The organism is Peribacillus asahii (assembly GCF_003570725.1).
GTDB lineage: Bacteria > Bacillota > Bacilli > Bacillales > DSM-1321 > Peribacillus > Peribacillus asahii.
Map to the genome: position 1 here is coordinate 215698 of NZ_QWVS01000015.1, position 24145 is coordinate 239842.

Sequence of the window (24145 nt, forward strand, 5' to 3'; positions counted from 1 at the left end):
TTTTAGTACCTTCCAGTTAAAGTCATATTAAACAAATTTCTTTTTTTAATTCTTTCCTATTAAAAGAAATTTGTTAGGCGCCTCTTATACGCTTGCAAAGACACCTACTCTATACGTTGGAAAACGTCGAGTACTATAATGCTTTTTTTAGCAACTGACAAAGTGAATCTGTTTCAGATTACTCATATCAATCTTATTATGTGACATTTTTTTAAAATGTTGTTGACAAGCCTGTTATGCAGCCCTATCATTGCTTTGTTGATAAATTTTTCCTTTTAATCGAATGATAAACTTTGATTAAGGAGACCATATAAAAAAAATCACAAAAAAAAATAATTAGTATAGACTAATTAAATAAATGTGTTATACTAATCGTAATTTAAAAAACTTAAAACAAAGGAAGGTATCTCATATATGAATTCTGTGGATGTTTCTAATGAGTTACACCAATTATTAGCTGGTAAAAACGCTCACATACAACTTTCTGTACCTCAGTTAGTAGAAAAAGTATTAAGCCGTAACGAAGGTGAATTAACAGCAACAGGAGCAATTAAAGCTGAAACAGGTAAATACACTGGCCGTTCACCTAAAGATAAATATATCGTGGAAGAGGCTTCCGTAAAAGATAAAATAGACTGGGACTCTAACCAACCGATTTCTGAAGAGACATTTAATAAATTATACAACAAAGTAACAGAATATTTAAAAGAAAAAGATGAAATTTTTGTGTTTAAAGGTTTTGCAGGTGCTGATCAATCATCTCGCCTTCCAATTCAAGTTGTGAATGAATATGCTTGGCATAATCTTTTTGCACATCAATTATTCATCCGTCCTACAGAAGAGGAATTAGCGAATCATGATTCTCAATTTACAATTCTTTCTGCTCCTAACTTTAAAGCGAATCCAGCTGTTGATGGAACAAAATCAGAAACATTTATCATTATCTCATTCGAACGTCGTACAGTTTTAATCGGTGGAACGGAATATGCTGGAGAAATGAAAAAATCTATCTTCTCTATCATGAACTACTTACTTCCTGAATCAGGTATTTTCTCTATGCACTGTTCAGCAAACGTAGGTCGTGAAGGTGATGTTGCTTTATTCTTCGGACTATCAGGAACAGGTAAAACAACGTTATCTGCAGATGCAAACCGTAAATTAATTGGTGATGACGAGCATGGCTGGTCTTCAAACGGTGTATTCAATATTGAAGGTGGTTGCTATGCAAAAACAATCAACCTTTCTCGTGAAAAAGAACCACAAATCTTTGATGCAATCCGTTTCGGAACAGTATTAGAAAACGTAGTGATTGATCCTGATACTCGTATTCCTGATTATGATGACAAAACATTAACTGAAAATACACGTGCAGCATACCCAATGGATGCTATTGAAAATATCGTATTACCAAGTGTTGCTGGACATCCAAATACAATTATTTTCTTAACAGCTGATGCTTATGGAGTATTACCTCCAATCAGTAAATTATCAAAAGAACAAGCTATGTTCCACTTCTTAAGTGGCTACACTAGTAAATTAGCTGGTACAGAGCGCGGAGTTACATCTCCAGAAGCAACTTTCTCTACATGCTTCGGATCTCCATTCTTACCACTTCCAGCTCAACGTTATGCAGAAATGCTTGGAGAAAAAATCGATGAGCACAATGCAAAAGTTTACCTTGTAAACACTGGCTGGACTGGTGGAGAATACGGAACTGGCAGCCGTATGAAACTTGCTTACACTCGTGCAATGGTTCAAGCAGCTCTTGAAGGTGAATTAACAAACATTGAAACTGTTAAAGATAGCATTTTCGGTTTAGAGATTCCACTTCATGTACCTGGTGTTCCAGACGAAGTTCTTCAACCAAGCAAAACTTGGGAAGATAAAGCAGCATACGAAGCAAAAGCAACGGAACTTGCTGCTAAATTCCGTGAAAATATCCAAAAGTTCAACGTATCAAAAGAAATCGTTGAACAAGGCGGACCAATCGCTTAATTCAAGAATAAAAACCCGACAATTGAGAGTTAATTGTCGGGTTTTTTATACTACGTTTAGTAAAAGCACTTAAACGAGCCATTTCATTAATTTGTCGAGTTCAGTGATATAAGCCGATATGTAATCATTGTCTGCTCATTCTCCCACTCTACTTTCTGAATAATAGCGGTCCCACTTGAATCAGACTCTATCGTCTTCTTCACTTCAACTGGAATATCAATTGGATACAATCGATAACCCGCTTTTGTTAAATGAAAAATATTTTCATCCTCACGTCTTTCATTACCTTTTGTAACAATCATCGTATTCAATTCCATCGGCATCCCCATATCATAACCCCCTCAAAGTATTTACCTTTATAGTATCATTTTTCCACATGCCTTTTCATCCAATCTGTTAAATCTTCAACAACTTTTCGATTTATTGCAGGAGGGAAATAATGAGTAAACTCAGCAAAATACCAGCTTTCCACTTGATTATTCCCTAGCTGTAACGCTTTTTGTAAACGATAAGCATGTTCAACCGACACATTTTTATCCAAGACACCATGAATAATTAACACGGGTAAACAAAGATCTCTCACAGCAGAAAGCGGAGTTCTATATTCGTACCGCTCTGGATATTTCGCAGGTGTCCCGCCAATAACTCGTTTCATCATTCGACGCATATCTATACGTTCCTCATACGTTAAAAACATATCCGATACTCCGCCCCATGTCACAAGCGATGCAGCGGTTCTACATTCAATAGCTGTCCAAAGCGCCATGATCCCACCTCGGGAAAAGCCAAAAATATGTATATGTTCTTTATTCACACGCGGATGCTGCTCTAATAACTTAAATCCACTAATGGCGTCAAAACGATCTTCGCCAGCAAAATCCTCATCTCCTTCTCCACCTTGATTCCCTCGATAAAAAGGAGCAAACACAATAAATCCTTGGGCAGCAAATTGGACAATACGGGCTGGCCGAACTTTACCAACATTTTTAATCCCGCCTCTTAAGTATAAAAACCCATCGTAAACTTCCCCGTCCTTTGGCTCTGCTAACAATCCTTTTACATGCAGACCTTGTGATAGATACGTCACGGAATATAAGTGAATATCGGGATGCGGCGATGGGAACCGCTCTTTCGAAATGATTTTACCGTTTAACACAAATAACTCTCCTTTCCCTTCTAGTTTAAAGCATCTTACCAAAATTATCCCCCCTTTAAGGAACCACCCCTTTCCTCTCTTCATACAATAATTTAGGCACATACCTATTTTTAAGGAGGAAAACAAATGAAAAACATATGGAAGACGGGATCTATACTTGTATTAACTTGTATCTTAATGATTCCTCTAGTAGCCTGTGGAAAAGACGAAGTCACAAAAGTACGCGTAGCAGAAGTAACTCGTTCTCTTTTTTATGCTCCACAATATGTGGCTATTGAAAAAGGTTTTTTTGAGGAAGAAGGCTTGGAGATTGATTTAAAAACAACCGCAGGCGGAGATAAAACAATGACGGCGCTGCTATCTGATGGTACTGATATTGCCCTTGTCGGATCTGAAACCTCAATTTATGTGACAGCACAAGGCACAACCGATCCTATCATCAATTTCGCGCAACTTACACAAACAGATGGCACTTTCCTTGTTTCCCGCGAGCCTATTGAAAACTTCAAATGGGAAATGTTAAAAGACTCTACATTCCTTGGGCAACGCAAAGGTGGCATGCCGCAAATGGCAGGAGAATTTGTGTTAAAAAAACACGGCATTGACCCGCACAAAGATTTAAACCTTATTCAAAATATTGATTTTGCCAATATTGCAACAGCCTTTGCCTCTGGAACCGGGGATTATGTACAGCTATTTGAACCAACTGCCAGCATTTTTGAAAAGGAAGGCAAAGGTCATATCGTTGCTTCGTTCGGCACAGAGTCAGGCCATGTCCCTTATACAGTGTTCATGACAAAAGAGAGCTATTTAACAAAAAACAAAGAAACCATGGAAAAGTTCACTCGTGCCATTTATAAAGCACAAAAGTGGGTGCAAGAAACAGATTCTAGGGAAATTGCTGAATTGATTGCTCCTTACTTTGAAGATACGGATTTAGACATTATGACAACCGTAATAGATCGTTATAAAGAACAAGGCTCTTTTGCAACAGATCCAATTTTAGATGAAGAAGAGTGGGATAATTTACAAAACATCATGAATGAAGCCGGTGAGCTACCAGCACGTATGGAATATGAGGAATTGGTCAACACCGACTTTGCCGAACAAGTGACGGAGTAAGACGATGAGCTTTTTAACTATTAACTCTATTTATCACACGTATTTCACACAAGAAACAGCGACAACTGCTCTAAAGGACATCAGTCTTAATATCGAAAAAGGGGAATTCATCTCATTTCTAGGTCCTAGCGGCTGCGGTAAAACGACACTGCTCTCTATTATCGCCGGGCTATTTCCAGCTACCTCAGGAAGCATTCAACTAGAAGGGAAGCCGTTAAAAGCTGATCAAGATACATCGATTGGCTACATGCTTCAACAAGATTATTTGTTTCCATGGAAGACGATTGAGGAGAATGTAACACTCGGCCTAAAACTCCAAAATATAAAAGATACAGACGGTAAAGCATTGAAACTATTAAAAGATGTCGACTTAGTAGGCGTCGAGAAACAATTTCCAAAGCAATTATCAGGCGGGATGAGACAGCGTGCTGCTCTCGCCCGCACGCTTGCTGTTAATCCTAAAATTTTGCTATTAGATGAGCCTTTTTCTGCTCTTGATTATCAAACAAAACTTAAGCTGGAAGACCTCGTTTTTGAAACATTAAAATCGTTTGGAAAAACAGCCTTGCTTGTAACGCACGATATTGGGGAAGCAATCGCTATGAGCGACCGAATTTATTTATTCTCAGCGAATCCTGGCCAGATTTATCGAATATTTGACATACCTGCCGAATTACGTGCACTTCGTCCTTTTAATGCACGTAATCATCCCCTATATCCATCCCTTTTTCAAACCATTTGGAAGGAGCTTGAAAGTCTTGAACATTAAACAACTTCATCATGATTTCAAAGCCTCCTTAATCAGAGAAAAACGGTTTGTCCGATTGTATCAAATATTGATTTTTCTTATCTTTTTTAGCGCCTGGGAAATTGCTTCACGTCTGCAATGGATTAATCCGCTTATCTTTAGTTCACCAACGAAAGTATGGCGACTATTCGTAATAAAAATTCAGGATGGAACTTTATTATCGCATTTAAGTGTAACCATTTTCGAAACATTGCTTGGATTTATCCTCGGTACACTGCTCGGCGTACTGCTTGCTACAGCTCTCTGGTGGTCACCAATGCTTTCAAAAATTCTTGATCCTTATCTTGTCATTTTAAATGCCATGCCCAAGGTAGCACTCGGTCCAATTCTAATTGTAGCAATGGGACCTGGCTTTTCTTCCATTATTGCAATGGGAGCGATTATTTCCATTATCATCACCGCTATTGTTGTGTACACCGCTTTTCGAGAAGTTGATCCAAACTACTTAAAAGTTTTACAAACCTTCGGAGCAACACGTGCCCAATCATTCAAAGAAGCGATTCTCCCTGCCTCGTTTCCAACAATTATTTCAACATTAAAAGTGAACGTCGGATTATCTTGGGTCGGTGTCATTGTCGGTGAATTTCTTGTTTCATCAAAAGGTCTTGGCTACCTAATCATTTACGGCTTCCAAGTATTTAATTTTACCCTTGTGATGCTCTCACTTATGATCATCGCTGTTATTGCAACTATTATGTATCAGCTTGTGGAATTGCTAGAAAAGAAGTTAATTAAGCAATAACTAGATAGCACCGCTTTTTAGATTAAGCTTTCTTAAGCAGCCTTGTTGATAAAGTGGTATCGGCTCATGTTCGCTCTGAACGCTTAAATGAACCAAAAGTCAACAACATGATGTAACGGAACTACATTAAAAAGTGGTGCTCTTTTTTACTCTTTCGATTTGCTGCAAGCTTAGTGGTACGATTTCGTCTTTCATAATAAAGCTATAATCAGTATCGGTTTTCATATTATTTGGTAACTGAGCACATAGTACAGGTCCATCTGTTTCTAAATATCCTTGTTTCTTCTCTATCGCTGCTAGCTCTGTATAATAAATCGATTTTATAAATGATCGATTCGGTTCATGTACTCGATATTGTCCAAGAAACAGCAACTCACCAACAACTCCTCCTGTTTCTTCATACACCTCTCGAATAGCGGCTTCTTCTATCGTTTCGCTACGCTCTCGTTTTCCCCCTGGAAATTCAAGACCACGTTCTCGATGACGCGTCAACACCCACTTTCCTTGAAACTGACAAAGTACTAATACATGCCAAGCCTCTCCGAACTCCGCTTTTGATGAAAATTCCACTAAAAAACCATGTTCATCCTTAAAAGTCACCATGTTATTCTCTCCCTCTATTACAATAATTCAATTGTACCAAGAATTTCAGATGACTGCAGTCAAGAAACGTACACAGTACCTTATTTTAATCTTAAGCGAAAATCGGCCAAGTCTCTTACGCTGAACGTGCTCCCCCCTAATTCTTTTATAACTTTCTCATATAGAAAAAAGCCTCTTAATACCGGAGGCCGTCATCTGTTCGCTTTACTTGTAAAATTCCCATGCTTTCGATATGTTGCTTTGATTCTTCATCGCCAAGCTTATAAATTAATTGATAAATGTTTTGCAGTGTCAAATCTTGTTCATCATTTTCATGATCATGATGATATTCCTTAAGGGGCACGTGAGCACGATAAAAGTTCTCTTCACCAATCATATAGTTATAATCAAAGTACTCTCGCAATTGCATAATTTCATCATCAGTTGCTTCAATTTTAAAATTCCACGGTGAATCTGTACTACTTTGAGAAATTTGCCCATTCGGTATCCAAATATAATATGTTTTCCGCTGCTCAGCCAAGACTTCTCCCCCTTTCTGAATCATACATTTATTTTTCCACTTCCCTCCCAGTTCATACAAAGGAAAAAATTCACTTTTTTTAAGAAAAAAGAGTGGATAATTTTTGAATTATAGATTAAAGTATCTTTCAAAGGGTAACGCATATAATATATCCAACCATCAAGAATAGCACTGAAAAGTATGACATCTAGAATAATTTTTCATACATATTCCGATGAATTTTAATTAAATTGAGGTGAAGGTTAATGAAATTAATTGAAGAATTATACAACATGTATCGCACAAAGCTAACAGGTGATGAAGAAGATATTGACATGCTGACATTTGCAGTTTTAGAACAATTAGATCGCAAAGAAATCTTAGAGTTATTACACGACATGGATGAACAAGAATTAACCAATTTAATGGGTTTGTACATTATTGAATCGCTAAAAGGTAAATTTGCTCAAAATAGCATAAACGCCAAACCTACATATTTTTCACCTCGTACTTTTCACTAACTCACTGTTCACTTACTAAAGTATAGTAAGCGCTTTCTTTCGAGGTACTTTCTCTCCTAAATTCCTGTATTCAAAAAAGTGAAGCCTTGAATATCAAGGCTTCACTTTTTACTTTTGCAAATACGCATTTAACATCCATACATGCTTATTTAGGCTCTTCTTCATACCAATGAGCAAGTCACCTGTTACTTGGTCATCAGCTTGCTCAGCTAATTCAATCGCTTCAATCAATTCCGTTGAAATCTTTTCAAAATCGTTAGCCACACTACGAACCATATCTTCAGGTGTCTCTTTTCCAGTTGCTTCTTCAATAGAAGCAAGCTCCAAATATTCCTTCAATGTTGCCACTGGTTTTTCACCTAAAGCTAGCAATCGTTCCGCTAACTCATCTAAGTTAGCTGTCGCTTCATTATACAATTCTTCCCACTTTTGATGCAATTCGAAAAAACGCGGTCCACTTACAAACCAATGATAATTATGAAGCTTAGTATACAGAACAGTAAGATTCGCAATTTCCTTATTCACTAATTCCACTAATTTAGCATCTGCCATATGAATTACCTCCCATTTAAGCTATATGTATTATACCCCTATAATTGATATTCAATTACCTTACATTTTATGGTAAAATGAAACAGAATCAACAGACACTACTCACTGCGAGTGTGCTACACGTATCCAATTTACATGAATGATAATTGATTAGAGAAAGGAGTATTCATTTGACAATCATCCTTATTATTTCTATTCTCATCATTCTAATCGTTATTTTTCTATCGGTGCTTACAGTCAATAAAGGCTATGCATACAAACATACCATTGATCCAGCACCAGAATCAGATGAGTATCCAGATGATTCAAAATAATAAGTATCATTGCTAATTAAACCACACAAAAAGGCCCCTGTCAGAATAACCTCCAGGAACCTTTTTGTGTATATTTTATGACAACCTTAACCAAATACTTTATGAAGGTCTTCTTTACTTTGAGTTAGCCAGAAATTCATTAATTTCTTAGCACCTTCTAAATCATGCAATTTTGCTTGACCACATTGCTTCTCGTTAGCTGCTGGAATTTCTGTAATTTGAACGGCATCTTTCATTGTTTCTTCTAATACATCAATAATTTCAGATACAGTTGGCTCACCGCTTACTACTAAGTAGTAACCTGTTTGACAGCCCATAGGTGAAATATCGATAATATCGAAATGATCATATGCCTCTGAATGTTTACGAATATTAAAAGCAAGCAAATGCTCTAATGTATGAATAGCATCTGGCTTCATCGCTTGTTTATTTGGTTGGCAGAAACGGATATCAAATTTATTAACAACACCGTCTGTTCCAACTTTGTGCACTCCACAATGTCTAACATATGGCGCTTTTACAGCGTTATGATCTAATTCAAAGCTTTCAACTGAAGGCATTTTCTTCACTCCTTAAATGTGTATGTTCCTATTCTACCTCTAAATCTAATTTTTTTCATCCTTATTATTTTTGAAGAATGGCCGTATACTCAAACCATTTTAATAAGAATGCAGAAATGTGATATAGTAAAACCACGAATATTTTGAAAGCGAGTACAGATTATGCAAACATTTTTAACAAAACTCATTCGATTTTACCAAATTGCCCTTTCACCATTAAAACCACCATCTTGTCGTTTCTATCCAACCTGCTCTCATTATGGCCTAGAAGCAATTAAAGTACATGGAGCATTAAAAGGAAGCTTGCTCACTATTATTCGCATTCTAAAATGTCATCCGTTTCATCCAGGCGGGTTTGACCCCGTTCCTGAGAAACAAGAAAAGAAGAAACAGCTATAAACTTTTCGCTTGCTTTCTTATTTCTTTTCTTGTATGATACAATAGTTAAATCGGAATCATTTCGCTTAATTACTAGATTTAAATCGGAACAATTACGAGTTAATGCAAAGGAGTGAATTTTTTTTCGTGAAAAAGCAATTAACCACTATTATATTTTTATTAAGCGCCCTTTTCCTATCTGGTTGTGGTAACGCCGAAAAAAATAAAACAGAAACAGCAAACGACAATATGATCGACATTTATACAACCGTTTACCCGTTGCAATATTTAGCTGAAGAAATCGGGGGAAAGTATGTTCATGTTGAAACTGTTTATCCTCCAGGAACAGATGAGCATACATATGAGCCTTCTCAAAAAGATATTGTGAACATGACAAATGCAGAACTCTTTTTTTATATCGGTCATAATTTAGAAGGCTTTGTAACAAAAGCTCAGCCCATTCTTTCTGACGAAGGTGTAAAAACTGTAGCGATTGGTGAAAAAGTAAACCTAGATGATGAGGCACATACTGATAGTGAACAGGAGCATAGTCACAATGATGGTCATGATCATGGAGGAATTGACCCGCATCTTTGGCTAAACCCTTTATATACAGCCCAAATGGCAGCAGCAATTAAAACGGAATTAACGAAGCAGATGCCGGAGCAAGCAGATTATTTTGAAGCGCAATACAAACAATTAGACGAACAGCTGCATGAACTTGATACCCAATTAGCAGCTACAATTAAAAATGGAAAAACAAATGAAATCATCGTTTCTCATGCAGCTTACGGATATTGGGAAGAACGTTATGGACTAAAACAAATTAGTGTCACAGGTTTAACCACTTCTGCTGAACCTTCACAGAAGGAACTAGAAAATATCGTGAAAACAGCACAGGAACATAACTTGAAATACGTTGTATTCGAACAAAATATTAGCTCTAAATTAACTGAAATTATCCAAAAGGAACTCGGAGCTGAGGCGTTACAGCTTCATAATTTAGCCATCTTAACCGATGCCGATCTTGAAGCAAATGCTGATTATATGAGCTTAATGAATAAAAATATAAAAACGTTACAAAAAGCTTTAAATTAAAAATGAGAGGTCGTTTAAAAGATTCACACTTTTAAATGACCTCTTTTCTTGTACATAGATCTTGCTAAACAATAAAATTCTTATAAAAAAATTTATAAAGTTGCATGAAAATGAGAGTTATTATCAATAATATATATAAGGAAAGGTAACCACCCCAATGGTTACCTTTCGAAAATTAAAGTCCTGGTGCAAATGTTTTACAATCTGTTTCTTCACTGTTGGAAGCTTGTTTCCCTTTATTGCTAACAACATAAATAGCATCAGCTTGGCACTTATTGCCAGACCCCCAAAACTTACAGTTGTTTACTTCACAAAGAACATCTTGAGCCATAGTATCACACCTCCTCTTTTTTATTTTGGACAAAAGAGGAAGGTTTGATACTTCTTTTTCGTTTACCAAATTTCTTCCCGTATGCAAGAAAGTTCGCTGAACAAACTAGAAAAGCAAGATTGATTTCTTCAAAAGGAGTGGTCTATATGGCTCAAGATGTTAAATGTTCTGTTGATAGTTGTTCATTTTGGAAACACGGCAACCGTTGTTCCGCTGATGCCATTAGCGTAATGAATTATACCGAAGAACGTGCACGCACTAGTCATGAAACAGGCTGCCGCACGTTCAAACCCAATCATGGGCTATAAGTAAAAGACTCCGTTCCATTACCTCATTTCTATAAAAAATGCCTGCTTGTCCTTCCCCAAGCAGGCGTTTTTACGAGAACATAATAAGAGCGATATAGAAAGAATTGGGCTGCTCCCAACACTTACTCATCTATTACTTTATATGTTTTTCTCGAATTACCTTCATTTTATTCATTAATTCCGCCCCAATAATCGGCTCAAACTTTGGATAAATAACGGTCATTTCGTTCATCCATTGTTTTTTCTCAGCAGGTGAAAGTTTATACATGGAAATGGATGAACTTCTTTCGATTTCAAGCAATGACTGACGATTCATTTCATCTGATTTTGTCCAAAGCCATTCCGTGGTTTCTTGCATAGCTCGTTGGATTTGAACTTGAATATCTGGCGGTAGTTCATCCCAAAATTGTTGATTCATTAATACACCATATCCAAGAAAACCATGATTGCTTATCGTTAAATAATTTTGAAGCCTGTATAATTTTTTCGAATAAATATTAGAAATTGTATTCTCTTGACTATCCGTTTTATGTTGTTCTAGGTTTGTAAATGTCTCATTAAATTGTAACATCAAAGTTGACGCACCAAAATGCTCAAATTGTTCCTTCAACACCTTACTTGGCATAATCCGAAACGTTTTTCCTTCGAAATCTGTTGTCGTGTGAATAGGTGTATTGCTCGTTATTTGCTTAAAATGATTTGTCCACAACGCCATTCCTTTTATATGATTCCGTTCCAAATCGTGAAGAAGCTCCTCTCCCACTTCTCCATATAGCGCTTCTTTAAGGGCATCTCTATTTGGAAAAATATACGGAAGATCTAGCAATAACCACTTCGGTGAAAGATCTGTAAGCGTTGAGGTAGACGGAGCAATCATTTGAACTTTATTCTCGAGTAGCGCCTTAATTTCTTCTTGATCGCCATATAAAGACTGATTCGGAAAAACTTCTACTTTGACACGATGGTTTGTATAGTCATCGACGAGCTTAGCGAAATGAACAGCTGCTAAACCTTTCGGTGTGTTTTCTGCTACAACATGGCTAAATTTAATGATAATCTGGTCTTTCATGCCGACTTGCTCATAATCCTTCCCAACATCCTCTTTTGAAAACAAGGACTGAAAAGCAATAAAAATTGCGAGGATTAAACCGAACGATATTAATGCAAAATAACCCCAAAACGCTCGCAATATGCCATCTCCTTATATATATCTATTTATCCTTGTTATAACATATCTCATCAAAAAAGCGCAAAAGCAAAAAGAGAGAAATTCTCGTTTGATTTTGATACTATAAGCATAGAAGTCATGGAGGAATCACATAAATGGACAAGTCCTTTCATATGCCCATACAAGTAAAAATTACATTGCTATCGTTTGGAATTGTTGCATTTTCCATTTTAATTGGAGGCATTGTTATATTAGGTAATCTTTGGTCTTCTGAGGAAGATGAATTAGGTAAGCGCTCAATGCTTACAGCGCATACAATTGCTGAACTATCAAGCGTTCGAGAGCTTGTGTTACAACCAGAAGGGTGGAAAGAATTAAACCCGCTCATTGAAAACTTACGTATTATTCATGATGCCGATTATATTATTGTCTTAAATGCCAATCACGTTCGTTACTCTCATCCTGTATATAGCCAGCTTGGCACTTTGTCCAAAAGCTCAGATGAGAACGCTGCCTTTGCCGAGCATGAATATTTGTCTAAAGCAGAAGGAGAAATGGGTACAGCTATTCGCGCTTTTGTTCCTATTTTAGATGAGAACAATAAACAAATTGGCGTCGTACTCGTAGGAAATGTTTTACCTACCTTATCAGAAATCATGGGCTATTTCAAAGATGATATCATACTCATCCTGCTTCTTACATTAATCTTTGGCGTATGTGGCTCCTGGTTAATGGCTAAGCATATTAAACAAGAAACATTTGAACTTGAACCACATGAAATATCACATATGCTCATGGAACGAACAGCTGCTTTTAACGCGATGCACGAAGGTGTTATCGCAATTGATAATCATGAAATCATTACAATTTTTAATGAACGGGCAAAACAAATGCTTAATATTACAGGAGATGTTATCGGTAAAAACATTCAAGATGTTATCCATGATACTCGCTTACCCGAAGTATTAACACTAAATGAACCAGTTTATAATCAAGAAATCTCCGTTCAGAAAAAAAATATCGTCAGCAATCGAGTTCGAATTATGCTTGGTGATAAAACAATTGGCGCAGTGGCAATTTTCCAAGATCGAACAGAGGTAACAAAGCTAGCGGAAGAATTAACGAGTGTTAAAGCTTTTGTAGAGGCACTAAGAGCACAAAATCATGAGCATATGAACAAGTTACATACGATTGCTGGTTTAATTCAACTTGGTAATCTAGATGAAGCTTTAAACTATGTGTTCCAGATTACTGAAGAGCGAAGTGAACTAACACGGTTCTTAACTAAGCGTATTCATGATGATAACTTAGTCGGCCTCCTCTTAAGCAAAGTATCAATTGGAAAAGAGTTGGGTATCGAATTACTATTCGACCCAAATCTAAAGCTTGAGCGTTTTCCTCATGATATGGATCATCATGATTTTGTATTAATGCTTGGAAACTTAATTGAAAACTCGTACGCAGCGTTAAAGAATTCAAATGAGGAGAAAAAGCAAGTTTACTTGTCCATCCACCAAGATGAGGAGTATTGTCATATTGTATTAGAAGATAATGGCTGTGGCATACCGGGCTCCATTCAGCAAAGTATTTATGAGTATGGCTTCACAACAAAGGGAGCAGAAGGTTCAGGCATTGGGCTCTATTTAATCGCACAAATTGTGAAAAAGTCCCACGGAGATATTAGTTTCACATCGACTCCTAATGAAGGAACGAGCTTTTTTCTTTCATTTCCGATGAATAACACCAAGGAGGGTTCGTATGAATAAAGAGACGATTCGTGTACTATTAATTGAAGATGATCCAATGGTCCAGCAAGTCAATAAACAATTTATTGAACGAGTAAACCACTTTCAAGTCATCGATATAGCCTCAAACGGTTTGGAGGGGCTGGAGAAAATTAGACACCATCAACCCGATTTAGTCATTCTAGATATCTTCATGCCATCCTTAAATGGCATCGATACACTATATGAAATTCGAAAAGAACAAATCGACATCGATGTCATTATTATATCCGCAGCGAATGATCAAAAAACCGTTCGCAAAATGATGCAAAATGGTGCATTTGACTATTTAATTAAACCTTTTACATTTGAGCGGTTACAGCACACGCTCCGACAATATTATTCGTTTCGGACTGAAGTTCAGCCAGATCATAGTATCTCACAATCTCAATTAGATCGAGTTATTTTTTCAAATGAAGTCTCTACAACACCTAAGACTCCGATAAAGCTATTTAACAAAGACGAGCTCCCAAAAGGCTTAAATGTCGCAACATTACAACAAGTGATGAATTTTATGAGTGAACAACATGCTCCTCAATCAGCTGAAGAAGTTGCCGATGGTGTTGGGATTGCTCGAGTGACAGCTCGACGTTACTTAGATTACTTAAATGAACAAGGACTACTGCACCTCGATGCCCAATACGGTAATATTGGTCGCCCAATCAATAAATATAGTACGATTGAATTCTAATCACGGCTGATGAATGCCTCTATTCGTCAGCTTTGTTATGCTTTTGAAATAGAATTGTGTAAGAAGGCACATTTTCTTTTTAAAAAGACGATTTCATACTCATTCATAGCGGTAATCTCTTTGACAACTGAATCTGGCATTCCCCGTTTTAACAAAATTTCTGCAATAAGATAGGGTTTTTTCATGTTTCTCTCTCCTTGTCTTGTACTTAGGATGCTTCACTTCCTCTATTATACAAAATAATCCAAAAAAGGGGAAATTGACAAATACCTATTTTTCACTATATCTCACCTAAAGAACCCCTTTATATCAACGCTTCAGCCCCTCTAATATGTATATTTTTGAATTTTTTTCATAAAAAAACGCCCATGTGGCGTTTTTAACTGTTTGCTCTTAATTCGGGCTTCCTAAACTTTATTTACATATAGTTGCTTATAAGTAGTAATTGATTCGACATATGCTTGGCGAACCGTAAAGCCAATTCCCGCCGATTTCGGTACTGTAATTTTTCCATTAACAACCTGAAGTTCAGGTTCAATAATATCTTGCTCCCAATATTTCGATGAAGAAGACAAATCCCCTGGAATCGTAAAACCGCTCAGCGAAGCTAAAGCAATGTTATGTGCTCGAGATATGCCAAATTCAATCATTCCCCCACACCAAACAGGAATACTTGCTTCTACACATAAATGATGAATGTTGACCGCTTCTGTCCATCCACCGACACGTGCCATCTTAATATTTAAAATTTTTCCGCTTCCTAGCAGCAGAGCACTTTTTGCATCATGAAATGAACAAATGCTTTCATCCAAACAAATCGGCGTTTTCAACTGTTTTTGCAAAAATGAATGTTCTACAATATCATCATGTCCTAATGGCTGTTCAATCATTTGCAGCATAAATTGATCTAATTTCTGTAAATGTTTGATATCATTAAGCGAATAGGCGGAATTAGCATCTGCCATTAATGGAAGAGTAGGATAGGCAGCACGAATGGTCGATAAAAGCGTAATATCATTGCGAGGAGAAATTTTCACTTTATAGCGTTGATACCCATCTTGTTCAAACTCTTCAATTTGCCGCAATGCCTCATCTACACTGCTTGTTGCAATGACTACTCCCGCTGCTACCTCTGTTCTCTCTCCCCCAAACAATTTGCCAATATAAACGTCCTGTTGCTTCGCATATAAATCCCATATGGCTTGTTCAAGCGCCGATTTTGCCATTCTATTTCTTCTAATGCCACTCCAAACGTACGGCAGTTCTGATGGATGCTTCCATTCTTGTTGAAACGTAAGAGGAATCAAGAAATCTTCTAATAAATGAAAAACCGTTTGTAAGGTTTCTTCAGTATACCAAGGGCTTGAAAACGGTACAGCCTCTCCATACCCGACTAGTCCATCCGCATTGCGTGCTTCAACAACAATCACCTCTCGTTTGGTGACCGTCTCTAAATGAGTTTGAAAAGGACTTTTCAGAGGTGCTTCAATGATCCTCAATGTAATAGAAACTGGCTTCTTCATCCTCTCCCATCCTCTTTCTTTAACTTGCGGCGCAGCAACTTATTCGCTCCATTTCGAGGTAAGTGATCACAAAAGACGATTTCACGCGGCATTTTATAAGAAGCTAGGTGCTCGCGACAATAGGCAAGCAACTGTTGCTCTGTTACTTCTTCCGTCAGCACAACAAATGCAAGGGGCACTTGTCCCCACTTTTCATCAGCTACACCGGTAACACCCGCTTCAAAAACAGCGGGATGTGCACTTAATACGGATTCAATCTCAGCCGGATATACATTTTCTCCTCCCGAAATGATTAAGTCAGAACGGCGATCAAGCACATATAGAAAGCCCTCATCATCTAAATAGCCAATATCCCCAGTATATAGCCATCCTGCTTTAATGGCTTGCTCCGTTGCATCTACTCTATTGAAATAGCCTTTCGTCACATTTGGACCAAAGACGACAATCTCCCCTGCTTCATTCGGTTTTGCTTGCTTGCCATTGGCTTCAATACGTATTTGTGATGGAAATAAAGCCTTCCCTGCTGAACCGATTTTCTCCATGCTATACTCTGGAGTAAGTGTGACAATTTGCGAAGCCGTCTCCGTCATCCCGTATGTTTGAAATACAGGGATATCTTTTTCTTTACATCGCTCTAATAAAGATAAAGGAGCAGGACCGCCTCCAAGCAGCATACAGCGGAATGAAGAGGGATAATTTCTCTCACCTAAATTAAGGAGCATACGATTTAACATAGATGTTACCACCGAAATAATCGTTACACCGTTTTCTCGGAGATGCCAATTGGCTTCTTCTTCATCAAACTTCTCCACTAACACAACTTTCATTCCATAGATCACACTTCTCATTAAAATGGACAAACCACTAATATGAAAAATCGGCACTGCACAATACCAGCTGTCTTTCTCATGTAAGCCAAGATTTAATGCCGAACCAACTGCACTCCACCAATGATTGCCGAATGTTTGCATCACGCCTTTCGGTTTTCCCGTTGTACCTGATGTATACATAATGGTCGCCGTATCCTCTAAATAGAAATCTGCCATAACCTGAGGACAGACTGATTCTACCAATTCTTCTTTTATATACACACTAACTGTAGAAACCTCTCGTTCGATTCCCTTTAATGTATCTGTAAAATAACTCTCTGAAAAAAGAATACTCGCTTGGCTATCTTGTATTTGCCAAGCAAGCTCATTTGCTGTTAATTTATGATTCAGCATGACAATTCGTACACCTATATAAAAAAGAGCGTGAATCATTACAACACTATCCAAGTGGTTACGCACTAGTATCGCACAAGTGTTACCTCGTTCTGCACCTTTAGCAGCAAGCTTTCCTGCCATTTCTTCTACCATATGATTTAACTCTTTAAAGCTATATGTAATACCTTCAAATTCAATAGCAGGTCTAGCAGGCGTAATATCTGCTCTTTTTTTCAACCAATTCGGTAATTGCTCTTCCATGTCATATCCCCTTTCGAATAACCTATTATAAAGAAAACAGCCTGACGCAAGCCGCCAAGCTGTTTTCTCTCAAGCATTCCTTCGAATCAAGGGAAACGAGGGAATTGTCCGAAATCTGGAGTACGTTTTTCTTTGAAAGCGTCGCGTCCTTCTTTTGCTTCGTCCGTTGTATAGTAAAGAAGTGTAGCATCGCCAGCCATTTGTTGAAGACCAGCAAGGCCATCTGTATCCGCATTCATCGCTGCTTTTAAGAAGCGTAATGCTGTTGGGCTCTTCTCAAGCATTTCTTCACACCATTGAATTGTTTCTGCTTCTAATTGCTCTAAAGGAACCACTGTATTAACTAATCCCATATCTAATGCTTGCTGTGCATTGTACTGACGGCATAAGTACCAAATTTCACGTGCTTTCTTATGTCCTATGATGCGCGCTAAGTAACCAGAACCATAACCAGCATCGAAGCTGCCTACTTTTGGTCCAGTTTGTCCGAATACCGCATTATCAGCTGCAATTGTTAAATCACATACGACATGCAGAACGTGGCCGCCACCAATTGCATATCCTGCAACCATCGCTACAACCGGCTTTGGAATCGTACGAATTAAGCGTTGAAGATCTAATACGTTTAAACGTGGAATTTCGTCCTCGCCTACATATCCGCCATGTCCGCGTACCTTCTGATCTCCACCTGAACAAAATGCTTTGCCGCCTTCACCCGTTAAGATAATCACACCGATGCTGGAATCATCACGCGCTCTTGCAAATGCGTCAATCATTTCTGCTACCGTTTTCGGTGTAAACGCATTATGTACATGAGGTCGGTTAATTGAAACCTTCGCAATACCATTGTATCTTGTGAATAAAATTTCATCATACTCACGAATTGTTTCCCATTGAACAGTCATTTTTCTTCCTCCTTAATGTTTCAGTAAAAACTCCCTTATTATTTTACCAAACTTTTCTCCATCTTCCACATGAATCGCATGCCCAACATCATTTATTATTGTCCATTCTCCATGTTTTAGCCGATTTTGCATTCGATTCGCTATTTTACAAAATTTTGAATCTAACTCTCCTGTTATTAAAAGTACAGGCATATCTAGTTTTTCAAGCTCGTTCCACCATGATGGCTGACTTCCTGTTCCCATCCCAAGCAAGCTATTCGCTAAACCGAGGGGAGAATTGGCTAGACGCTGCTTGCGAATCGCTAATTTTTGCTCATTTGGTAAACGCTTTTGACTTTGAAACAACGCAATGTTTTCCCAAGCTTCAACAAACGCTTCTATCCCATCTGCTACAATACGTTCAGCTAACTGTTGATCCTGCTTGCGCCGCTCCAAACGCTCCCGCTCTGTCTCTAAACCAGGTGAAGCACTTTCTAATAGCAAGCTGCGTACATAGTGTGGGTACAACATCGCCAGGCTTAATGCTAGTCGCCCCCCCATTGAATAGCCAAGCACATGGGCAGTCGAAACTTCTAACTTCTCTAAAATAGAAACTAAATCAGCAGCCGCCTGCTCCATTTCATATGCTCGTACTTCTTTTGGAGAGTCCGTTTGCCCATGACCAATAATATCCACCATAATAAGCTGATAGCTTTCTCTCAACATCGGAACAAGAAAGGACCATGTATCCACATTGCCCGTAAAGCCGTGTAACAAAAGCAGCGGCTCTCCTTGGCCCGCTACTTCAACATGATATGTTACATCTCGACAAACAACCTTCATGAGAGAACGTCCTTTATTTCCTGGGAAACAAAATTCCACAATTCTCGATGTTTAACTAAATTGGACTCTCTTTCTGTTGACACTTCAATAATCTTTAAGCCAGGGATTGTAAAGGACTGTGTAAATACTTGCCCGAACTCTTCCCAATTTTTCACTTTATTATATTTTGCTCCGTAAAGAGCGGCCGCATGAGCAAAGTCCAGCCCATGTGGTGTGCCAAAGAGAAGTTCAAAATATTCCTTCTCATTCGCTTGCGGAAGGAAGGAGAAAATACCGCCGCCATCATTATTAATTAATAAAATTGTCATATTTTTCTTTTGTAACTTCGCAGCAAGCAATCCATTCATATCATGATAAAAACTTAAATCCCCAATCGCAAGGACAGTATGTTCCGAAACTGTACTGACACCGAGCGCGGTAGAAACAACGCCATCAATGCCATTTGCTCCACGATTAGCAAGCGTCCGAATTTGTTTCTCATTGTTAAAGAAAAACGTATCTAAGTCCCGAATAGGCATACTGTTGCCAACAAACAACGTTGAATGTGTCGGCATTAACTCATTTAATAATAAAAAGAGCTTGCCCTCACTTAATTCTGCATCATCCCGAAGCGAATAAAGTGCCTCTTTAGTTGCTGTATTCACTGCTTGCCAACGTTGCAGCCAAGTTAAATCACGAATTCCGCTTAATTGATTTAACATATCAGAACAAAACGTACTTATCTCAGAATAGATCATATTCGTTGCTAGTCCTGCGGGTTCACGCCAGCCTGCTCCGTCATCGACGACGAGATGCTTTGCTGAATGGTGTTTTTTCAAAAACAATAGCAAAGCCTTCGATACAGGCATAGCCCCAAAGCGTAACACGAGATCCGGATTAAGCATCTCTTTTGCTACATCATCACGTAAAAAGGTATCATACGTCTCAATAATTTGCTCTTGCTTATGTGTACCACTTCGCAATAAAGATAATGGATCAGCAAGAATTGGGAAAGCTAGCTGCTCTGAAAGCGCTACAATGGCCTCACCCACGGAATCATCCTTTAACTCACCCACAACAATAATGCCTCGCTTTGCTTCAATTAACGTACTTGCAAGCGCTTTAACGTGGGATTGTGCAAGAGTCCGTACACCATCTTCAATTAGCACCGCAGAAGACTCCTGACGATATTCTTTCGCTTTTTTCATATCTGGAACAAGTGGTTCACGAAGAGGGAAATTAAGATGCACAGGGCCCGCTGGAGAAAGGGCTGCTGTTGCAACCGCTCTTGCTCCAACTGTTCTCGCATAATTAGTCATCTCTGCTGTCTGTTCAGGAAGCGCCATCTCAACTGACCATTTTACATGCTTACCGTACAATTCAATTTGGTCAATAGCCTGTGGTGCGCCTACATAACGTAATTCATGCGGGCGGTCAGCTGTCAACACAAGTAGCGGTACCCGCGCATAGTAAGCTTCAACAATCGCCGGATGATAATTCGCTGCTGCTGTTCCGGACGTACAAATCATCGCGACAGGCTCTCCTAACGCCTTTGCCAAACCAAGAGCAAAGAACGCTGCGGAGCGTTCATCGACATTTAGATGCACTTCAATGTCCGGATGCTCCGCAAGCAGCAAAGAAATCGGTGTCGAACGCGACCCTGGGCTTACAACAGCATGTCTTACTTTATTTTGTGCTAATTCATCAACAAAGCTCGCTATATAAGCAGTTAATGCATCTCGGTTAGTCATGAAGATGTCCTCCTAAAGCACTTAACATCGGATTAAACTTAATTCCTGTCTCTTGATATTCACTTTCTGGTAATGAATCCTCTAATACACCACAACCAGCGAATAAAGAAGCCTCATTACCTTGTAAGAGCGCTGAACGAATTCCAACAGCAAATTCCCCATTGCCGTACGAATCGACCCAACCGAGAGGACCTGCGTACAAGCCGCGTTCTAATCCTTCAATCTCTCTAATTCGAACAACCGCCTTCTCTTTTGGCAAACCGCCCATTGCAGGAGTTGGGTGCAATTTTTCAACAAAATCAAAAATGGTCGCATCTCCCCCGCACATCCCCTTCACAGGCGTATATAAATGCTGAATATGTCGAATTTTCATTAACTCCGGCTCATCTGGTACAATAATTTTTTCACAAAGCGTTTGTAAAGCATTCGTAATCATTGACACTACATACTGATGCTCCATTCGATTTTTCGAATCATGCAACAGCTCATCGCCAAGGCGTGTATCCTCTTCCTGGCTTTTTCCTCTCGCAATCGAGCCAGCTAAACAAACTGAAAACACCTCATTGCCCTTTTTCTTAATTAATTGCTCTGGTGTGGCTCCAATGAAGCAATCTCCACCCGCTTCAAAGCTAAAAATATAGCTTGTTGGTTGTTCTACCATTAGTGTCTCTAACACTTTTTCTGAAACAATACGATCTTGAAACACGACGCGTAATTCTCGAGCTAACACAATTTTATCTAAATCACTATGTTTCATTTCATCTACTGCTTTTGCGACCGTTTGTTTCCACTCAGTTGGACGAATCTCTCGTTGTTCCACTAATGCGTTGGTTGGCACTTCTCTATTCTCTAAACGTTCTACTAAAAATTCTTCCCGTTCATTTATCATATGGATGAAAAGTTGTTCTTGGTCTTCTGGCGAACAAAGAATGTTTGTCGTTAAATAAGCTTCTCCTTTTACGATTGATAACATATAAGCAGGTATATAAAATAAATTATCGCCAAATTGGTTCCATAATAAAGAACTGCTTTGTTCATAATCAAAAGAAAAGCCTCCAAATAGTAAAGGGCCGGTCGCATCTACATCACGTACTCCTGATTGAACAGCAGCATTCTGCAATTTGAGCCAGCATTTTTCTACTTGTTTATAACGATTCGCACTTGCTGTCGCCTGAAGTTTCTTTATATTACCTAAACCCGTAATCGTAATTTCCTTTGCAGGGTCCTGCCAAAAGAAGCGCTCTCCTGCATATTGTTCTCTTCCAGCTTGATAAAATGAAAGGGGGTTCTTGTACTCTATTTTCTTTACATGGCTGAATAGGACTGATTCATTTCGTTCCTTTGCTCGTTGCATAGCAAAAGCCAGTCCTTGAAGCTGTTCAGTTTCTTCTGAAATAGCCAAAAAAATCCCCCCACTACCATACATTTTAAATACATACTAAACCTATTTAAAGATACACCTCTATTTAACCTCATGTCAATTAATCGCCTCTTCTACTAAAGATTCAGACAACTTTTTTCCTTATTATATAAACCCATATCCATCCTTGATTTTGGAAATATTTTCGCTTTTAAAATCAATTGACAGTTTCATAACGTTTTCCTACACTTTACTACGTACACTTTGATATAATTTCATATGACTATAAATGATAGAGGAGAAACGAGATGCATACTGATTTTACTAATCATTCAGCTGAACGGACCGTTAAACGCAGCTGGAAAATCTGGTGGGAACTTATTCGCCCCCACACATTAACAGCCGCATTCGTACCCGTTTTATTGGGCACAATTATTGCTCTTTTAGAAGGTAACGTCAATTGGCTGTTGTTTGCAGCTATGATGGTTGCTAGTATTTTAATACAAGCTGCTACTAATTTATTTAATGAATATTATGATTTTAAGCGAGGGTTAGATACGGAAGATTCCATTGGGATTGGCGGTGGAATTGTTCGTCACGGTATGACTCCAAAGCTGATTATGACACTAGCACTCGCAATGTATGCTGTTTCCATTGGAATTGGCTTCTATATTTGTGCCGTATCTTCTTGGTGGCTTGCAGCTGTTGGACTTATTTGTATGCTGGTTGGTTATTTATATACAGGTGGTCCACTACCGATTTCATCCACACCATTTGGCGAACTTTTTTCCGGCTTATTTATGGGGTGTTTTATCATTTTAATCGCTTTCTTTATTCAAACCGGCTATGTATCGACCCTTGCCATTTTAGTATCTGTACCGAGCGGGATTTTAGTCGGCTTGATCAATATGTCCAATAACCTTCGTGACCATGACGGAGATAAAGCGAATGGGCGCAAAACCCTGCCAATTGTTTTAGGACGCAAGAAAGCGATCATATTTATGGCGATTATGTTTGCGGTTTCTTATCTATGGCTAATTGGATTAGTTTTAACAGGAACGGTCAGTGCTTGGATTCTACTCGCCTTTTTAAGCCTACCAAAAGCTATTAAAGCAACAACAGGGTTTATAGGGAAAACAGAACCTATCACAATGATGCCATCAATGAAAGCAACGGCCCAAACGAACACATTCTTTGGATTTCTAATGGCAGTCGGGCTACTAATTAGTTATTTATTTTAATACAACCAGCCGCAATGATTAAATTGCGGCTGGTTTCTTATTATATGCAGCAAACTTGAAAAACTATTAAATTTCACGAACTCACTCTAATCTCTCTGTATTCGCACCAATTAGCAGACACATTAAGATGAAAAATAAAAAAGCAGATTTAAAAGTTTGTATGTAACAATACTTTTAAATCTGCTTTAGCTGTATGACCCCTACGGGATTCGAACCCGTGTTACCGCCGTGAAAGGGCGGTGTCTTAACCGCTTGACCAAGGGGCCAAATGGCGGAGAAGGAGGGATTTGAACCCTCGCGCCGGTTACCCGACCTACACCCTTAGCAGGGGCGCCTCTTCAGCCTCTTGAGTACTTCCCCATACTCCGCAGGTAGGATTCGAACCTACGACCGCTCGGTTAACAGCCGAGTGCTCTACCACTGAGCTACTGCGGAATGGTGGGCCTAAGTGGACTCGAACCACCGACC

General features: G+C 38.6%; 27 protein-coding genes and 3 tRNA genes. 12 read left to right on the plus strand and 18 right to left on the minus strand.

The window, feature by feature from the left end; genetic code table 11:
- Window positions 1-414: 414 nt before the first annotated feature.
- Window positions 415-1995, plus strand: a complete 1581-nt coding sequence (pckA, locus tag D1953_RS09485; protein WP_119116939.1) for a phosphoenolpyruvate carboxykinase (ATP) — start codon at window positions 415-417, stop codon at window positions 1993-1995.
- Between the two features lie 86 nt (window positions 1996-2081).
- Here the strand turns inward: pckA and D1953_RS09490 are convergent, their stop codons facing one another.
- Complete coding sequence (locus tag D1953_RS09490) at window positions 2082-2324, minus strand: DUF2584 domain-containing protein (RefSeq protein WP_119116940.1); 243 nt, start codon at window positions 2322-2324, stop codon at window positions 2082-2084.
- 35 nt (window positions 2325-2359) lie between these two features.
- Window positions 2360-3193 carry an alpha/beta hydrolase family protein gene (locus tag D1953_RS09495; protein ID WP_245980006.1) on the minus strand — a complete coding sequence of 278 codons (834 nt, stop codon included), beginning with the start codon at window positions 3191-3193 and terminating at the stop codon, window positions 2360-2362.
- Between the two features lie 84 nt (window positions 3194-3277).
- On the opposite strand from D1953_RS09495, the gene D1953_RS09500 reads away from it, so the two are divergent.
- The 3 genes from D1953_RS09500 to D1953_RS09510 are packed head-to-tail and all read left to right on the plus strand — an operon-like array spanning window position 3278 to window position 5823.
- A complete protein-coding gene (locus D1953_RS09500; RefSeq protein WP_119116942.1) occupies window positions 3278-4273 on the plus strand; it encodes an ABC transporter substrate-binding protein in 996 nt (331 codons plus the stop codon).
- Window positions 4274-4277: 4 nt separating this feature from the next.
- Complete coding sequence (locus tag D1953_RS09505) at window positions 4278-5042, plus strand: ABC transporter ATP-binding protein (protein ID WP_119116943.1); 765 nt, start codon at window positions 4278-4280, stop codon at window positions 5040-5042.
- Window positions 5032-5823, plus strand: coding sequence for an ABC transporter permease (locus D1953_RS09510; RefSeq protein ID WP_425454264.1), 792 nt, complete (start codon window positions 5032-5034; stop codon window positions 5821-5823). Before D1953_RS09505 ends, D1953_RS09510 begins: the two co-directional genes overlap by 11 nt.
- A 126-nt stretch (window positions 5824-5949) precedes the next feature.
- Here the strand turns inward: D1953_RS09510 and ytkD are convergent, their stop codons facing one another.
- Together ytkD and D1953_RS09520 are read right to left on the minus strand one after the other, a co-directional pair.
- Window positions 5950-6426, minus strand: coding sequence for an RNA deprotection pyrophosphohydrolase (gene ytkD / locus D1953_RS09515; protein ID WP_119116945.1), 477 nt, complete (start codon window positions 6424-6426; stop codon window positions 5950-5952).
- A 175-nt stretch (window positions 6427-6601) separates the two neighbouring features.
- Window positions 6602-6946, minus strand: coding sequence for a hydrolase (locus D1953_RS09520; protein ID WP_119116946.1), 345 nt, complete (start codon window positions 6944-6946; stop codon window positions 6602-6604).
- 245 nt (window positions 6947-7191) lie between these two features.
- Here D1953_RS09520 and D1953_RS09525 point away from each other — a divergent pair, with 245 nt between their 5' ends.
- Window positions 7192-7446, plus strand: a complete 255-nt coding sequence (locus D1953_RS09525) for a DUF6154 family protein (protein WP_119116947.1) — start codon at window positions 7192-7194, stop codon at window positions 7444-7446.
- Between the two features lie 108 nt (window positions 7447-7554).
- On the opposite strand, the gene D1953_RS09530 is transcribed toward D1953_RS09525, so the two are convergent.
- Window positions 7555-7998, minus strand: a complete 444-nt coding sequence (locus D1953_RS09530; RefSeq protein WP_119116948.1) for a Dps family protein — start codon at window positions 7996-7998, stop codon at window positions 7555-7557.
- A 170-nt stretch (window positions 7999-8168) separates the two neighbouring features.
- Here D1953_RS09530 and ytzI point away from each other — a divergent pair, with 170 nt between their 5' ends.
- Entirely contained in the window at window positions 8169-8312 is a 144-nt protein-coding gene (ytzI, locus tag D1953_RS09535; RefSeq protein WP_119116949.1) for a YtzI protein, read from the plus strand.
- Window positions 8313-8398: 86 nt separating this feature from the next.
- On the opposite strand, the gene D1953_RS09540 is transcribed toward ytzI, so the two are convergent.
- Window positions 8399-8872 (minus strand): S-ribosylhomocysteine lyase, encoded by a 474-nt coding sequence (locus D1953_RS09540; protein ID WP_119116950.1) that lies wholly within the window; start codon window positions 8870-8872, stop codon window positions 8399-8401.
- A 162-nt stretch (window positions 8873-9034) separates the two neighbouring features.
- On the opposite strand from D1953_RS09540, the gene yidD reads away from it, so the two are divergent.
- Both yidD and D1953_RS09550 read left to right on the plus strand, forming a co-directional pair.
- Window positions 9035-9271 (plus strand): membrane protein insertion efficiency factor YidD, encoded by a 237-nt coding sequence (gene yidD / locus D1953_RS09545; protein ID WP_119116951.1) that lies wholly within the window; start codon window positions 9035-9037, stop codon window positions 9269-9271.
- A gap of 126 nt (window positions 9272-9397) precedes the next feature.
- Window positions 9398-10348 (plus strand): metal ABC transporter solute-binding protein, Zn/Mn family, encoded by a 951-nt coding sequence (locus D1953_RS09550; protein WP_182480556.1) that lies wholly within the window; start codon window positions 9398-9400, stop codon window positions 10346-10348.
- Between the two features lie 175 nt (window positions 10349-10523).
- Here the strand turns inward: D1953_RS09550 and D1953_RS09555 are convergent, their stop codons facing one another.
- Window positions 10524-10679, minus strand: coding sequence for a DUF1540 domain-containing protein (locus D1953_RS09555; protein WP_119116953.1), 156 nt, complete (start codon window positions 10677-10679; stop codon window positions 10524-10526).
- Between the two features lie 146 nt (window positions 10680-10825).
- Here D1953_RS09555 and D1953_RS09560 point away from each other — a divergent pair, with 146 nt between their 5' ends.
- The gene (locus D1953_RS09560; protein WP_119116954.1) at window positions 10826-10987 is read left to right on the plus strand and encodes a DUF1540 domain-containing protein; all 162 of its coding nucleotides are present in this window, start codon (window positions 10826-10828) and stop codon (window positions 10985-10987) included.
- A gap of 133 nt (window positions 10988-11120) precedes the next feature.
- Here D1953_RS09560 and D1953_RS09565 read toward each other — a convergent pair whose 3' ends face one another.
- Complete coding sequence (locus tag D1953_RS09565) at window positions 11121-12176, minus strand: DctP family TRAP transporter solute-binding subunit (RefSeq protein WP_119116955.1); 1056 nt, start codon at window positions 12174-12176, stop codon at window positions 11121-11123.
- Between the two features lie 134 nt (window positions 12177-12310).
- On the opposite strand from D1953_RS09565, the gene D1953_RS09570 reads away from it, so the two are divergent.
- Both D1953_RS09570 and D1953_RS09575 read left to right on the plus strand, forming a co-directional pair.
- On the plus strand, window positions 12311-13921 hold the full coding sequence (locus D1953_RS09570) for an ATP-binding protein (RefSeq protein ID WP_182480557.1): 1611 nt from the start codon (window positions 12311-12313) through the stop codon (window positions 13919-13921).
- Window positions 13914-14630 (plus strand): response regulator, encoded by a 717-nt coding sequence (locus D1953_RS09575; RefSeq protein WP_119116956.1) that lies wholly within the window; start codon window positions 13914-13916, stop codon window positions 14628-14630. The genes D1953_RS09570 and D1953_RS09575 overlap by 8 nt, the downstream gene beginning before the upstream one ends.
- Window positions 14631-14665: 35 nt before the next feature.
- On the opposite strand, the gene D1953_RS21210 is transcribed toward D1953_RS09575, so the two are convergent.
- The 7 genes from D1953_RS21210 to D1953_RS09605 form a co-directional block, all read right to left on the minus strand.
- Entirely contained in the window at window positions 14666-14815 is a 150-nt protein-coding gene (locus tag D1953_RS21210; RefSeq protein ID WP_182480558.1) for a hypothetical protein, read from the minus strand.
- Window positions 14816-15037: 222 nt separating this feature from the next.
- Window positions 15038-16153, minus strand: coding sequence for an o-succinylbenzoate synthase (gene menC / locus D1953_RS09580; RefSeq protein ID WP_119116957.1), 1116 nt, complete (start codon window positions 16151-16153; stop codon window positions 15038-15040).
- The gene (locus D1953_RS09585) at window positions 16150-17619 is read right to left on the minus strand and encodes an o-succinylbenzoate--CoA ligase (RefSeq protein ID WP_119116958.1); all 1470 of its coding nucleotides are present in this window, start codon (window positions 17617-17619) and stop codon (window positions 16150-16152) included. Before D1953_RS09585 ends, menC begins: the two co-directional genes overlap by 4 nt.
- A gap of 86 nt (window positions 17620-17705) precedes the next feature.
- Window positions 17706-18524, minus strand: coding sequence for a 1,4-dihydroxy-2-naphthoyl-CoA synthase (menB, locus tag D1953_RS09590; RefSeq protein WP_119116959.1), 819 nt, complete (start codon window positions 18522-18524; stop codon window positions 17706-17708).
- A 12-nt stretch (window positions 18525-18536) separates the two neighbouring features.
- On the minus strand, window positions 18537-19346 hold the full coding sequence (gene menH / locus D1953_RS09595; protein WP_119116960.1) for a 2-succinyl-6-hydroxy-2,4-cyclohexadiene-1-carboxylate synthase: 810 nt from the start codon (window positions 19344-19346) through the stop codon (window positions 18537-18539).
- Window positions 19343-21076 carry a 2-succinyl-5-enolpyruvyl-6-hydroxy-3-cyclohexene-1-carboxylic-acid synthase gene (gene menD, locus D1953_RS09600; RefSeq protein ID WP_119116961.1) on the minus strand — a complete coding sequence of 578 codons (1734 nt, stop codon included), beginning with the start codon at window positions 21074-21076 and terminating at the stop codon, window positions 19343-19345. The genes menH and menD overlap by 4 nt, the downstream gene beginning before the upstream one ends.
- Complete coding sequence (locus D1953_RS09605) at window positions 21069-22478, minus strand: isochorismate synthase (protein ID WP_119116962.1); 1410 nt, start codon at window positions 22476-22478, stop codon at window positions 21069-21071. Before D1953_RS09605 ends, menD begins: the two co-directional genes overlap by 8 nt.
- A 266-nt stretch (window positions 22479-22744) precedes the next feature.
- Here D1953_RS09605 and D1953_RS09610 point away from each other — a divergent pair, with 266 nt between their 5' ends.
- Window positions 22745-23677: a 1,4-dihydroxy-2-naphthoate polyprenyltransferase gene (locus D1953_RS09610; RefSeq protein ID WP_119116963.1), complete on the plus strand. Its 933-nt coding sequence runs from the start codon at window positions 22745-22747 to the stop codon at window positions 23675-23677.
- 194 nt (window positions 23678-23871) lie between these two features.
- Here the strand turns inward: D1953_RS09610 and D1953_RS09615 are convergent.
- The 3 genes from D1953_RS09615 to D1953_RS09625 form a co-directional block, all read right to left on the minus strand.
- A tRNA-Glu gene (locus D1953_RS09615) sits at window positions 23872-23943 on the minus strand.
- A 3-nt stretch (window positions 23944-23946) separates the two neighbouring features.
- A tRNA-Ser gene (locus D1953_RS09620) sits at window positions 23947-24037 on the minus strand.
- 3 nt (window positions 24038-24040) lie between these two features.
- Window positions 24041-24112 (minus strand) — tRNA-Asn (locus D1953_RS09625).
- Window positions 24113-24145 lie beyond the last annotated feature (33 nt).